Origin of the sequence: Akkermansia sp. GGCC_0220 (genome assembly GCF_017566105.1) — a bacterium.
GTDB classification, from domain to species: domain Bacteria; phylum Verrucomicrobiota; class Verrucomicrobiia; order Verrucomicrobiales; family Akkermansiaceae; genus Akkermansia; species Akkermansia massiliensis.
In genome coordinates, this window is record NZ_JABFCI010000005.1 from 160,409 (window position 1) to 173,746 (window position 13,338).

13 protein-coding genes are annotated in these 13,338 nt (G+C 59.0%); 3 read left to right on the plus strand and 10 right to left on the minus strand.

Annotated elements, in window-relative coordinates:
- Nucleotides 1-82 precede the first annotated feature (82 nt).
- The 7 genes from HJW02_RS05585 to HJW02_RS05615 form a co-directional block, all read right to left on the minus strand.
- The gene (locus HJW02_RS05585) at nt 83-1,132 is read right to left on the minus strand and encodes a hypothetical protein (protein WP_102721562.1); all 1,050 of its coding nucleotides are present in this window, start codon (nt 1,130-1,132) and stop codon (nt 83-85) included.
- Between the two features lie 156 nt (nt 1,133-1,288).
- The gene (locus HJW02_RS05590; RefSeq protein WP_146018252.1) at nt 1,289-2,860 is read right to left on the minus strand and encodes a 3-phosphoglycerate dehydrogenase family protein; all 1,572 of its coding nucleotides are present in this window, start codon (nt 2,858-2,860) and stop codon (nt 1,289-1,291) included.
- A 19-nt stretch (nt 2,861-2,879) separates the two neighbouring features.
- Nucleotides 2,880-4,133, minus strand: coding sequence for a DUF1015 family protein (locus HJW02_RS05595; RefSeq protein ID WP_102721560.1), 1,254 nt, complete (start codon nt 4,131-4,133; stop codon nt 2,880-2,882).
- 24 nt (nt 4,134-4,157) lie between these two features.
- On the minus strand, nt 4,158-4,601 hold the full coding sequence (locus HJW02_RS05600) for a hypothetical protein (protein WP_102733215.1): 444 nt from the start codon (nt 4,599-4,601) through the stop codon (nt 4,158-4,160).
- Between the two features lie 82 nt (nt 4,602-4,683).
- Nucleotides 4,684-5,757, minus strand: a complete 1,074-nt coding sequence (locus HJW02_RS05605) for an alanine--glyoxylate aminotransferase family protein (RefSeq protein ID WP_102721558.1) — start codon at nt 5,755-5,757, stop codon at nt 4,684-4,686.
- Nucleotides 5,758-6,060: 303 nt separating this feature from the next.
- A complete protein-coding gene (locus tag HJW02_RS05610) occupies nt 6,061-7,083 on the minus strand; it encodes a YeiH family protein (RefSeq protein ID WP_102721557.1) in 1,023 nt (340 codons plus the stop codon).
- Between the two features lie 121 nt (nt 7,084-7,204).
- Entirely contained in the window at nt 7,205-8,104 is a 900-nt protein-coding gene (locus tag HJW02_RS05615; protein ID WP_102721556.1) for a LysR family transcriptional regulator, read from the minus strand.
- Nucleotides 8,105-8,262: 158 nt separating this feature from the next.
- Between HJW02_RS05615 and HJW02_RS05620 the strand changes: the two genes are divergently transcribed.
- The 3 genes from HJW02_RS05620 (at nt 8,263) to HJW02_RS05630 (ending at nt 10,574) form a co-directional block, all read left to right on the plus strand.
- Nucleotides 8,263-9,507 (plus strand): hypothetical protein, encoded by a 1,245-nt coding sequence (locus HJW02_RS05620; protein ID WP_146018253.1) that lies wholly within the window; start codon nt 8,263-8,265, stop codon nt 9,505-9,507.
- A gap of 4 nt (nt 9,508-9,511) precedes the next feature.
- The gene (locus tag HJW02_RS05625; protein WP_146018254.1) at nt 9,512-9,814 is read left to right on the plus strand and encodes an ankyrin repeat domain-containing protein; all 303 of its coding nucleotides are present in this window, start codon (nt 9,512-9,514) and stop codon (nt 9,812-9,814) included.
- Between the two features lie 340 nt (nt 9,815-10,154).
- Nucleotides 10,155-10,574 (plus strand): hypothetical protein, encoded by a 420-nt coding sequence (locus HJW02_RS05630; RefSeq protein WP_102721552.1) that lies wholly within the window; start codon nt 10,155-10,157, stop codon nt 10,572-10,574.
- A gap of 18 nt (nt 10,575-10,592) precedes the next feature.
- On the opposite strand, the gene HJW02_RS05635 is transcribed toward HJW02_RS05630, so the two are convergent.
- The 3 genes from HJW02_RS05635 to HJW02_RS05645 are packed head-to-tail and all read right to left on the minus strand — an operon-like array spanning nt 10,593 to nt 13,334.
- Nucleotides 10,593-11,048: a hypothetical protein gene (locus tag HJW02_RS05635; RefSeq protein ID WP_102721551.1), complete on the minus strand. Its 456-nt coding sequence runs from the start codon at nt 11,046-11,048 to the stop codon at nt 10,593-10,595.
- 21 nt (nt 11,049-11,069) lie between these two features.
- On the minus strand, nt 11,070-12,179 hold the full coding sequence (locus HJW02_RS05640; protein WP_102721550.1) for a glycoside hydrolase family 43 protein: 1,110 nt from the start codon (nt 12,177-12,179) through the stop codon (nt 11,070-11,072).
- Nucleotides 12,180-12,200: 21 nt separating this feature from the next.
- Nucleotides 12,201-13,334: a glycoside hydrolase family 43 protein gene (locus tag HJW02_RS05645; RefSeq protein ID WP_243759993.1), complete on the minus strand. Its 1,134-nt coding sequence runs from the start codon at nt 13,332-13,334 to the stop codon at nt 12,201-12,203.
- Nucleotides 13,335-13,338 lie beyond the last annotated feature (4 nt).

Here is a 13,338-nt window from a genome sequence, read left to right on the forward strand (position 1 = left end):
CCTGCGGAGGGCGCCGGAAGAGCGGCAAACGGGACGCAGGAGCTTTTCTTCATTCCGTGCCCTCAAGTTTTCAGGAACACGCTCAGCCGTTGCTGCGGCGGAAGGCCCCCACCGTGAACAGGAGGAGGATGAATCCCACAACGGAGGCAGCGCCCGTGAACAGCTTCTGGAAGGAGGCATGGTCTTTTTCCTCCTTCTCCAGCTTTTTCACTTCTTCTCTGGAAGACTTGCGCATTTCAGCTCGGGCCTCGTCATAGGTCCGGGACGCCTGTTCCTCTTCTTTCCGGGCTTGTTCCAGAGCGTTCCGGACGGCTTTGGACTGCTCCCTGTATCCGGCTGTAGCCAGCAAATCGTCATCTCCCGGGGCCGGGGCGGCGGTTTCTTCCCGGTCATCGTCGGTTAAGGCCTTGTTTTTCTGTTCGGTGAGTTTTTCCTCCGCTTTCTGCATCAGTAGCTGCTGCTTGCCGGTTTTTTCTTCCAGGGCTTCCAGGGCGGCGTCCAGAGCCTGCATTTTTTTCTTTGTGGCGGAGGTTTTCAGGCGAATGAAGGCTATTTGCGATTGAAGTTCCGAGATGTTCTCCTTCTGGGGAGCGGCTCCTGAAAATTTCTTTTTGGCTCTGGCATCCTCCCGGTTCTTGGCCAGTTCCCGTTCGGCCTGCCCCAGTTCCGCCTGAATACTTCTCTGCTTGTCGGCCAACTTCGCAAGCAGGGTTTTCATTCCCTCCCTCTTTTGAAGCAGTTCTTCCCTGGCGGACTTGGAGTTTTCCCTCTGCCTGCTCATGCGGCGGCGCAACTGGTCAATCCTCTGGTCGTGTTCCTTCACTTCCTCCTGCTGGTCCGCCATGCTTTTTTGGTAGGCGGCAACCTGGGCTTCCTGCTGCTGCTGTCTTTTCTGCTCAAGATAGGTTTCCTGGAATTTTTCCATGGCCTCTTCCGCCGTCCGGGTGGCGTCCTGGGCTTCATCCAGTTTCTTCCGGGTCTGGCTGACGGTTTTCTCCAATACTACGGCCTCCTGTTCCATGGCTGTTTTCCGGGCGGCCAGTTCCTTTCCTTCCGGGGAGATATGGTGTTGATAGTACCAGACGGAGAATCCGGCGGTTAAAATGGTCAGGAGAAGCAGTACATAGCGCATGAGAGTGTTCCAACGATTCGGGTAAAAGTACAAAAAGGAGTGTGCCTTGTCAACATGGCAGAAATAAAGGCAACCCGCCTCCCTCCGGGAATGGAGAGGAAGCGGGCTGCCTGGAAGGCGGGTTCCGGAAGAGTCCGGAGATGAGTCTAATTCCTGTTAAAGATTCAGGGAGAAGGCGGAGATGGCGTCTATCTCTTCCGCAATCTTGTTCAGCAGTTCATCGGAAACGGGTTTGTTGGTCTTGAGGACGGCCAGGGCTTCCCGCGTGGCGTGATCGGCCGGAGCGGCGATGTTGTCAATGTTGATGCCGTTGGAGTACAGGGCGGAACCGATGGTGGCGATGATGCCGGGACGGTCCTTGTAATGCAGGAACAGCGTTGTGCCGCGCAGGTCCGCATACAGCCCGTTGAAGTTGTTCAGGCGGGAGACCATGGGAATGCCTTCCGTCACCACGCCGCGCACGCTGGTGTTGAAATATTCCCCCTCATCTTCCATCACCACGTCCAGCGTGATGGAATCTTCATAGGGCTTGTCGTCCTTGGGCTCCCGCGCCTTGAAGACGATGCCGTGCTCCCGCAGGGATTCTTCCGCGGCGGCGGGCATGAGGCCCTTTTCCGCGTGCGGCAGCAGCCCTTCCAGAATGGGGGCAGTGAACCATTTGCGGAAGACGCGCAAGTTGCCGTAGAAGGTGCATTCCACCCGGCGGATAGGCTTGTTGCCTCCGGCTTTGCGGGCCAGGGCAGCGAGCAGGAAAGCCAGTTGGAGATGGGCCGGATTGAGACCGTTGGGGGATTCCCCGTTCACCACGCAGGAGGTGTCTCCGTCAGAGAAATAGGCCACCATCTGTTCTGCGGCGCGCTTGGCCGCCTTCGTGTTGGCCTCCCGGGTGTTGGCGCCCAGGTGGGGAAGGATGAGGTCCGCCACGGCGGCGGAAGGTTTTTCTCCGGGCGCGTCCTTGGGGTGGACGTCCGTCAGGTAGCCGATGTTTTTGCCCGCGGCCTTGGCGGCGGCCAGCGCTTCTTCATCCACCACGCCGTAGCGGGAGCAATTGATGAGCACCGCGCCGTCCTTCATGCTGTCGATAAGTTCCGCGTTCACCATGTGGTGGGTGGAGGGACCGCCCGGAACGTGCAGGGTGATGATGTCGCACTGGGAGAAGATGTCTTCAATGCTGGTGGGGGTGACGCCGATGTTCAGGGCGCGCTGGCGGGCCAGAAAGTGGTCGTAGCCCAGCAGGGTGGGTTCAAATCCCTGGAGGCGCTTGACGAGGTTGCGGCCGATGTTGCCCAGGCCGATAATGCCGACGGTTTTTTTGGTCAGCTCGCTGCCCATGTATTTTTTCTTTTCCCACAGGCCTTCCCGGGTGGTGGCGTCCGCCTGGACGATGTGGCGGTAATACGCCAGAATCATGGCCATGACTTCCTCCGCCACGGCGTTGGAGTTGGCGCCGGGGGTGTTCATGACGTCCACATTCTTCTTGCGGGCGTACACGATGTCAATGTTGTCGTAGCCGGCTCCGGCGCGGATGACCAGCTTCAGGGAGGGGAGGGCGTCCATGATTGCCGGAGTGACTTTTTCACTGCGGACGATCAGGGCCACGGTGTCCGGATGGGCGGCGGCCTGTTCTTCCAGAGGCGTGTCGGCGTCCTGGACGACTTCATAGCCGGCCGTTTTAAGCGTATTGGCCGCTACGTTGGAGAGTTTGGTGGGAATAAGAACCTTGTTCATGTTGGTATGGTGGAAAATGTCATTGTTCAATGGTATGGACAAAAAGTCCGCTGCGCAGCTTGGGCTCAAACCACGTGGACTTGGGGGGCATGATTTCCCCGGCGTCCGCCACGCGGAAGAGGTCGTCCATGGTGACGGGGTACAGGGAGAAGGCCAGCGCCATTTCTCCGGAGCAGCGGCGTTCCAGTTCTCCCAAGCCGCGAATGCCGCCTACGAAGTCGATGCGGTCGCTCGTGCGCGGATCGTCAATGCCCAGGATGGGGGCCAGCACATTCGCCTGGAGAATGGCGCAGTCCAGGCTTTCGATGGGATGGTCCGCCGGGAAGGTTCCCGGTTTGGCGGTGAGGGAATACCACCGGCCGTCCAGATACATGCCGAATTCGTGCTTGGCGCGGGGGGCGTAGCCTTCTCCGGGAACGGCGTCCGCAGGCGCCACGTCAAAGGAGGCGCGGAGCTTTTCCAGGAGTTCTTCCCTGGACAGGCCGTTCAGGTCGCGCACGACGCGGTTGTAGTCCATGATGAAGAGGTCTTCATCACAGAAGACGACGGCCATCAGGTAATTGAATTCCTCCTGTCCCGTGTAGTCCGGGTGCTCCTTGCGCCGCCTGGCGGAAACGGCGGCGCTGGACGCCGTACGGTGATGGCCGTCCGCTATGTAAAGAGCATCCACTTCTTCAAAGCCTTTGCGGATGGCTTCCACCGTGCCGGGATCGGAGACGGGCCACAGGATGTGGGTGACGCCGTCTTCCGTGGTGAAATCGTACTCCGGTTTGTGGAATTTGATCCATTCCCGGATGATGCCGGAAAGGCCCTCGTGCTTGCGGTAGGCCAGGAATACCGGTTCCGTCTGGGCGGAACAGGCGTCAAAGTGCTCAATGCGGTCCAGCTCTTTTTCCCTGCGGGTCAGTTCATGCTTTTTGATGACGCCGCTGGCGTATTCATCCACGGAGGCGCAGCCGACGATGCCCGTCTGCACGCGGCCCCACATGATCTGGCGGTAAATGTAGAAGGAAGGTTTTTCATCCCGGACGAGGTAGCCCTTGCGGACGAATGCTTCCAGGTTTTCCCGCGCCTTGGCATAGGTTTCCGGGGCGTGGATGGAGGTTTCGCTCGTGTCGATGTCGGAGCGGCAGATGTGGAGGAAGGAGGCGTCGTTTCCGGCGGCCATTTCCCTGGCCTCCCGGTGGTTCATGACGTCATAGGGGAGGGAGGAAACCCGCGCGGCCAGTTCCCGGGGCGGACGGAGGGCGGGGAAAGGATGGAGTGTGGACATGGAAAAATGAGAGAGTACAGAAGGTTAATGACGGAGGGAGCAATGATATAGCGCACGGATGCCGGAGACAAGCCCCGCCAAAATACATGCCGCAATGAACAGCAGCAGGTACCGCATGGGCGCTCCTGCCGCTTTGAGAAAATCCAGGGGCTTGAACAGGAGAAGCCGGACAAACTCTCCGCCTCCCGGAATGCTGTTCAACAGCAGGAGCATCCCGATGAGCAGCAGGAACAGGCTTGCCGCGGCGGCCATGCTCCATGTGCAGGAGCGTGCCATTTCCCCCGCCTGTTCCCGGTCCAGGCGTTTTTTCACCAGGATCAGGTAGTACGGAACGAGCATTAGAAAGAAGGCTCCGGACCAGGGGCGCATGACTTCATTCAAGGCTCCGGCGATGATGAGGGCCGTCAGGACGCAGGCGGAGGCGATGATGAATAGAGCCTGGAGCGCCGTGTGAAGAACCTTGTTCATGGCGGCTGTTCCGTTCATTCTCCGGAGGAGGCGTTCTTCCCTCTTTCCCGGGCGGGGCCGGAAAAGAGGGAAGGGAAAACGCTTACTTGAGTTTCAGGATGTCCACGATGTTGGACGTGATGGAGCGCATGTCGTCCATCGTCAGCTCACCCATGTGGGCGATGCGGAAGGTCTTGTTCTTCAAATCCCCGTAACCGTTGCCGAGCTGCATGCCGCGTTCGATCAGCACGTTGTTCAGGGCGGCGATGTCAATGTCCCTCGTGTTGCTGATGACCGTCAGGGTGCGGGAAAGATGATCCCGGTTGGCGAAGACGCTGAAATATTCATCCGCCCAGGAGCGCACGAATTCCGCCATGGCTTCATGGCGCGCAAAGCGGTTTTCCACGCCTTCCTGCATGATGCGCTGGAGCTGGAGGTCCATGGCGTACATGATGGAGACGCAGGGGGTGTTCGTGTACTGGTAGTCCTTTTTCTGGATAGTGTCGTAAATGGAGCGCAGGTCAAAGTAGCAACCGCGGTTGGGGACGGAGGCGGTGCGTTCATAAGCCTTTTGGGACAGCGTGCAGACAGCCATGCCGGGGGGGAGCGCCAGCGCCTTCTGGGTGGAGGTCACCAGCACGTCCACGCCCAGCCTGTCCGTTTCAATCCGGGAGCCGGCGGCGGAACTTACCGCGTCCATGCACCATACGACGTCCGGGTATTTTTTGAGTACTTCCGCAATTTCCTCCACCGGGTTCTGGACGCCGGTGGACGTTTCATTATGGGTGATGCAGATAGTGTCGTACTTGCCGGTGGAGAGGGCGGCGTCCACCATTTCCGGGGTGGTGGGCTGGCCGAGTTCGCTCTTGAAAATGTCGGAGGGAACGCCGTTGCCCGTGGCAATCTTGTACCATTTGTCGCCGAAGGCGCCCACGGAAAAAATGGCGGCTCGCTTGGCGGTGCAGGAACGCACGGCGCCTTCCATCAAGCCCGTACCGGAGGAAGTGGAGAGCAGGATTTCCTGTTCCGTCAGCAGAATGCGGCGCAGATTGTTGGAAATGCGGCGCTGCAGGGCGGAAGCCGCCTTGGATCGGTGCCCCATCATCGGGCCGCTCATGGCGGCAAGTACTTCAGGTGCTACTTCAGTGGGTCCGGGAATGAATAATTTGGTTGCCATTTGTTTTAAAAACTGGGTACGTGTACTATAGCGTCTCCAAACGGTTTGGCTATGAATTTTTGTTGGGGCAGGCTGGGAAAACCTGCCGCAGCAGCGGGAATAGGAGCGGTTTACTGCCCGGATCCGCCGGGAAACGAATGATAAATCCGGAATCAGGGGCTGCTTTTTATCTCAAGGAACTCATGTTGAGTAGCCGTTTCTCTGTTGGAAACCGTTCCGTTGCGGATGAAACGGCCTTTTTGCTTCCGTACGGGGAGGAAACGCGGATGCATGCTCCCCCCGCAGGCGAAAGGTCTGTGAAGTTTAGAAGCTGATGAGCTTGACCAGCCAGTAGCCGCCGAAGAAGAGCCAGACGTACAGGAGGCCCGCAAGCAGGAAGGGGCGCGCTCCGGCTTTCTTGAACTTCTCAAAGCTGGATTCTGCGCCCAGAGCCGTCATCGCCATGGTCAGCAGGAACGTGTCCAGGGTGTTGATGGCGTCCACCAGTTCGGCAGGCAGCAGGTGCAGGGAATTGAAGCCGATGACGGCGAGGAACAGGAACGCGAACCAGGGGATGGTGATTTTACGTTTTTCGCTGTTTCCTCCGGCGGCGGAGTCCCGCCGCGCCAGGATGATGCTCAGGATGACCAGCACCGGGGCCAGCATCATCACGCGGATCATCTTGACGATGATGGCCGGGTCGGAGATGGCCTGCCCCATGGCGTTGCCGGCGCCCACCACGTGGGCCACTTCATGAAGGGTGCCTCCGGTAAAGAGGCCCATCTGTTCCGTCGTCAGGTTCAGCATTCCGGCCCGGTACAGGGCCGGATACAGGAACATGGATAGCGTGCCGAAGATGACGACGGTGGAAACGGCCACGGCCGCCTTGTAAGGCTTGCTTTTCACGACGGGTTCCGCGCCCAGGACGGCCGCCGCCCCGCAGATGGAACTGCCGATGGAGGTCAGAAGGGCCGTGTCCCGGTCCATTTTCAGCAGCCGCCCCAGTCCCGCGCCCAGCAGAATGGTGAGGGAGACCACAATGAGGTCGATCAGAAGAGCCGCGCCCCCGATGTCGATCACGCTCTGGAAAGTCAGCTTGAACCCGTACAGGACGATGCCTGTTCTCAGCACCTGCTTGGTGCAGAACTGGATGCCGGGCACCCACGCTTCCGGAAGGTGGTTGCGCAGGCTGTTGGCGTAAAGCATCCCCAGCACGATGCCGACGATCAGCGGACTGAAGGAGAGGTGTTTCACCCATTCAAAGTCCGCAATGTAGAAGGCGGAAAAGGAGAACAGGACGATGAGCAGGATGCCGTGGAGCGGATTGGCGAGATGTTTGGGGGACATGGGCTGTAGAATGATGGCTGCGGCCGCCCGTCTTGTCCGGAGGGGGAACGTGCCGGAACGGCTGCGTGGGAGATATACTCCACAATCATCATAAAATCTAATCAGAAATTGTTATAGGCGATTAGATTTTGTTATAATAATTCCGGCAGAATTTGATGAATAATTCATTGATTCTGCTGTAGTCTCCGTGCCCGTTGGCAAAGTGGAAGGAACGGCGGATTTCCAGATGGCGGAGATGGATTTTTTTCAAATCCCCGCGTTTGAGCTCTTCCCGCACGGCGAGGGAGGAGAGAAAAGAGCATGCCGGAGAATGCGCCAGATACATCTTGATGCTTTCCGTATTGCCCAGCGTCATCAGGACGTGGAGGCCGGAAGCGGCGATTCCGTGTTTCTTCAGGACTTCCTCTACCACCCGGCGCGTGCCGGACCCCGGTTCCCGCATGATCAGGGGAACATGGGAGAGCTGCGGGAGGGAGAGGCCTTCCCGCGGGGCGGCGGCATGAGAACCGCCCGCCAGAATGATTTCATCCTCCATGAAGGGCAGGTAATGCAGGTCCGTACGCCTTGCGGTGCCTTCCACGATGCCGAGCTGCACGGCTTCATCCTGCACGGCCTGTTCGATTTCCTCCGTATTGCCGCTTTTCAGCCGTATGCGTATTTCCGGATAATGGCGGTTGAACAGGGCCAGCAGCGGAGGCAGGACGTACTGGGACATGGTGGAGCTGGCTCCCAGGCTCAATTCACCGGAAACGGGCGTATTCCGGCCGGAAGACATGTCTTCCGCCAGCGTTTCATATTCCTTGAGGATGCGGCGGGAATGGACCAGCAGGCGCACGCCTTCCGCCGTCAGGGCGATGCCGCGGCCTTCCCTTTTGAACAGGCGGGCGTCCAGCAGGCGTTCCAGCTCCTTGATATGCCGGGTGACGGCCGGCTGCGTGATGAACAGCTCCTCCGCCGCGCGCGTGAAGTTCAGGCGCCGCGCGACGGTCTCAAACACTTTCAGCCGGAAATCCGTAATCATGGAGAAGGCATGCATTCAACCACGCCTCCGCGTTCCCGGCAAGCTCCTTTCCTTCATGCGGTTGCCCGTTGAAAAGAAAAGGCCGTGAAATCCGGATGATGACATGATGGCGGCTCGTGCGGGGAAGCCGGAAGGAAGAGAACAGGAGCAGCATGGGCATGAGATGGCGGATTATGGCCGCGGCGGCATTTTGCGTGGCCGGGTGGGCTTCCGGGGATGTGCCGTCCGATCCTTCCAGGGAGTTTTTACTGCCTTCCGGAACGTTGAAGGCGTTCGCCGAATATATACCAGCCTATGGAAAAGGTGCGGTTCCTGGTCCGGAGGGGACGGAGCCTGTCCGTCTGGAACAAGCGATAGACGCCACCCGGGCGGCGAAGGATGCTCGTGCGCTGAAGGAAGCCGCCGCACTGGACGCCTATTGGCAGTCCCGGCTGGATGCTCTTTATGCTCCCGTAGCCGCCTGGTTGGCTTCACGGTGGTTTGTAAAGTCGGAATTGATTGAACATCAATCAAAGTGGTTTAAGGAAATGCCTCTTCAGGAATTGCAGGATGAAATAGTGATGGAATCCTGGGTGCAGGCGCAGGTGGCTTGGGAGGCATTTTTAAGAGCGGATGAGAGGTTTTACAGGGCGTGGATGCTGGCCGACCAAAACCGGCGCTCTGCCATGAAGGGGGAGGGCGTACCCGATGCCGGGTCATTGGGAGAGCTGGAGGAGGCGGAAGTCCATGTGCGCCGGGCCTTCAAAAAGATGGAGCGGATGATGGCTATTGCGGATACGGCCTGCGCGACGAATGCCTACCCTCTGGTGGACGTTGCGCCCGTTGATCCCGGCTGGCAGGAGAATGACCCCGTGCTGCAAAAGGTGGAACAGGCCGTTTGTTCTTCTGAATATCCCTTCGTCAAGTTCCTGCTGGGCTCCTACCGGATTTACTGGAAGGCCCGGTTGTCCGGTATCCGGACGGCTTTCTTGCCGGAGAATGGCTGCAGTTTCATGCGTACCGGATGGGAGGACAGGCTCCGGGAGGCGGACCGGGCGTGGCGGCGTTATGTGGTTTTTTCCGTGGAGTATGAAATTCAGCCCGGCATTTATTTCTGGAGTTCCGGGATAGGCATTTACATGACGGCGCATGAGTCGTGGCTGTACCGCCAGAGGTGCCGGGATTTGCTGGCCGTCGCGGGGCTGGTACCGGAGAGAAGATCAGAGGGCTTCACCAGCCCGGCCCGGAATTTTGCCGGCTTTGGGGAAGCGCGTCTGATCGCGGAGCGCATGGCAGCAGCCGGAGGATCGTCCGCTGCGGCTTACCGAAAATTATCTGAAAACCTGGAAAGGCTGCGCACGGATTTATTCAGTTCGGTTTCTCCCTGGCCAGCCGTTTTTTTTGGCCGTGGAAACGGGGGATGAGAGCATGCTTCGTTTTCTGATGTCCCGGCTTCGCCTGTCCGGGGAGGATATGCTTCCGGGCGGTACGACGACTCCCCTGATGAAGGCCGTTGCCTCCCGATCCGTTCCCCTGGCGGATATTCTGGTTTCGTGCCGGGAGCTGCTCAATGCGGTGGATGCCAGGGGCCGTACGGCGCTGGACATGGCGCTGGAGCGCGGGGATGGGGAGATGGCCGCGTTGCTGCGGCGTCACGGAGGCATCACCGGAGAAGAACGGAAAAAGGAGAGAGAACATTCCTCCCCTTCCTCTCCGCCTGCGTATGACTGAGCCGGAGCCGGGAACGTTTTTCAGAGCTGGTGCGGGAGGTCATTCCCGGCAGGTTTTTTTGTTGGAAGGGGAATGGTTTTTGTTAATGCCGCCTTACCTGCCCGGAGCATGGTTGTCCGGAATATTCCGGAGGGTGCAAGGGCTGGAAGAGGTCCCGATGGTTTCCGGCGTGCAGCAACGCGTTCAAGACGGAGATAAGACAAACGGGCGGAAGTTCTGTCATTCATAAACGTTTCTGTTTGAAAATAAGTGAATTTGGAAAGTTTTCACGGCATAGTGGAAGTTCCCGGAACCGTGCATCGTCTGAACGGAACGAGACGGGAGGGAATCAAATGCCTATATGAAACTGCATTCCATGATCATTGTCGGCGGAGCCGGCCTTTTGCTGTTGGGGGCCTGTTCCCCTTCTTCCTATCAGACCACGTTCCCGGAACCGGCCTATGTGAAGGTTTCCACCAATAACGGAGCCTATGCGCCTTATCCGGACAACCCCATCGGCCAGCAGGAACTGGTGTACTGGTATGATTCCCTTACTACCCCCATGACGGTGGTGGCGGAAGTACCGCCCACTCCCATCGTCACCAAGGGCCCCGGCCCGGTGATCCTTGATTCCAACGATTTCTCCGCGAAGCTGTACCGGGACAGAACGGAAATCAAGAAGAAGGACAAGGATGGCAACTGGGTCACCAGCGTGCGCCCCACCACTCCCGCTGACCAGCGCATGAGGAATTATGTGATGGCTTCCAAGAAAGCCCGTTAATCTTTTCCTCCGTTAAATTCAGGAAAACCTGTCCGGCCTGCTTTCCTCTCCGGAGGAAGCAGGCCCGGCTTGTTTACAGGCAGGTTTTTCTTCCCATTCATCCGCGGAAACGAGACGGCGGCGAACGCTTTTCCCCGGCCATGGGAGATAGGCGTCCGTATAAAAGGAGGAGCCGCAGCCCCGGCATTCCAGCATGATGCCTGTATCCGGCCTTCCCTGTTCCTCCGGCGTCTGCGAGGCGGGGCGAAGCCCGGCATGCCCGCAGTGCGGGCAGCGGATGGGGAGAGGGGCGGCATATTGAATCATCAGAACTGCCGTGCAGACGAGCGCCCAGGCAATGTAACCGGCCCAGAAAGGCCATTCCGGATTCAGCAGCCAGATTGCCGTGACGACGGGAATGGAGCACAGGGCATATAGCAGGGTGCGCTTCTGCCTCGTGGCCAGGAGGTGGAAGCAGTAGATCGTATCCTGCATGAAAGAGGGGGAAGGAAACGGTTACAGATCCTTCAGGGTCCATTCATCCTTCCATTCCAGAATGATCTGGTCGCCGTCCCATTTCATGGGAAGCCACATGTGGCGGCCGTCAATGGCGTTTTTAGGCCGCCAGATGTCCGCCATGAAGATGAATTTGCCGGGCTTGCCCTGTACGGGCAGGATGTAGGTGCTTTGTCCGCCGAAGGTGATATTGGCCTTGGGCCCCACGCAGGGATTTTTGAGCTCCGTCCACGGTCCGGCCATGCGGGGGGCCACGGCGCTGCGGGCCGCGTTGGGCGCCCAGCCGGAGCAGCCGGAGGCGATCATGTAGTATTTCCCGTTGTGCTTGCAGATGGCGGGAGCTTCCATGTAGCGGTTGACGAAGACGCGGACGTATTTTCCGTTATGCCCGGTGTAGTCCGGCGTCAGTTCCGCGATGTGCAGGGTGATGTTCCCTTCGGAGGAGTAAATATGGTAGGCCTTGCCGTTGTCGTCCACAAAGATGGTCATGTCACGGCTCATCTGGCCGCCGGGGAAGTCCCTGCGGATGATGCGGACATAGTCAGGCATCTCCTTGGTGAACTCGGTCGTCTGGTCCTTTTTGTCCAGATTCAGGGGCCATTTGCCCGGATTGACGCGCCCGGCTTTCAGGAACGTGAACGGTCCGGTGGGCTTTGTGGCCGTAGCCACGCCCGCGTACGCGGAACCGTAGCCCTTCCCCCTGAGTTCCAGGTGGAACCACATCACGTACTTTTTGGTCTTCTTGTTGTAGACTACCTTGGGGCGTTCCAGGATGCAGCCCTTGGCGATGGGGTGGGAGTTGTCCCCTTCCACCACTTTCAGGGCGATTCCCTCGTCCTTCCAGTTGTACAGGTCCCTGGAGGAATAGCAGTGCACGCCCACCTGGGCGCGGTTTCCGGCGTCCCCCTCCACCTTGTGTTCCCCGTACCAGTAGTAGGTGCCCTTGTCGTACAGAATGCCGCCGCCGTGGGCATTGATGTGCACGCCGTTGTTGTCCGTCCAGATTTCACCGGGCTTGAAGGACGTGTGTTTGACGGGGGCGTCAGCCGTGGCAACGGAGGAGAGGCAGCAGGCCAGTCCGGCAAAAAAGGTGAGCAGCAGTGTTTTCATGCGTGTTGGCGGTGAATCGGGTTACATGTCTTCCAGTTTCCATTCGTCTTTCCATTCCAGTTTGATCTGGTCTCCGTCAAACTGGATGGGAAGCCACATATAGCGGCCGTCAATGGCGTTCTGGGGCCGCCAGATGTCCGCCATGAAGATGAATTTGCCGGGTTTGCCCTGTACGGGCAGGATGTAGGTGCTCTGTCCGCCGAAGGTGCTCCCGGCCTTGGGACCCACGCAGGGGTTTTTGAGCTCCGTCCACGGTCCGGCAATGCGGGGAGCCACGGCGCTGCGGGCGGCGTTGGGCGCCCAGCCCGTGCATCCGGAGGCGATGAAGTAGTATTTGCCCTTGTGCTTGAAGATGGCGGGAGCTTCCATGAAGCGGCCGGGGAAGACGCGGACGAATTTGCCGGTGTGCTCCGTGTAGTCCGGAGTCAGTTCCGCGATGTGGGTAGTGCTGTTTTCCTCGGAGGAATAGATGTGGTAGGCCTTGCCGTCATCATCCACAAAGATGGTCATGTCACGGCTCATCTGTCCTTTTTCAAAGTCTTTCTTGAACATGTCCTCGGAACGCACGCCTTCCGGCAGGGCGCTGGAGGTCAGGCCGGGCACTCCCTTGAACGTTTTCATGGTCTGGTCCTTCTTGTCCATGTTCAGGGGCCATTTGCCCGGATTGACGCGCCCGGCTTTCAGGAACGTGAACGGTCCGGTGGGCTTTGTGGCCGTAGCCACGCCCGCGTACGCGGAACCGTAGCCCTTCCCCCTGAGTTCCAGGTGGAACCACATCACGTACTTTTTGGTCTTCTTGTTGTAGACTACCTTGGGGCGTTCCAGGATGCAGCCCTTGGCGATGGGGTGGGAGTTGTCCCCTTCCACCACTTTCAGGGCGATTCCCTCGTCCTTCCAGTTGTACAGGTCCCTGGAGGAATAGCAGTGCACGCCCACCTGGGCGCGGTTTCCGGCGTCCCCCTCCACCTTGTGTTCCCCGTACCAGTAGTAGGTGCCCTTGTCGTACAGAATGCCGCCGCCGTGGGCATTGATGTGCACGCCGTTGTTGTCCGTCCAGATTTCACCGGGCTTGAAGGACGTGTGCCGGACCGGCGTTTCCGCGGTGGAAACGGCGGCCGCGCCGCAGAACAGGCAGAGCGCCAGAAGGGATTTCATGGTG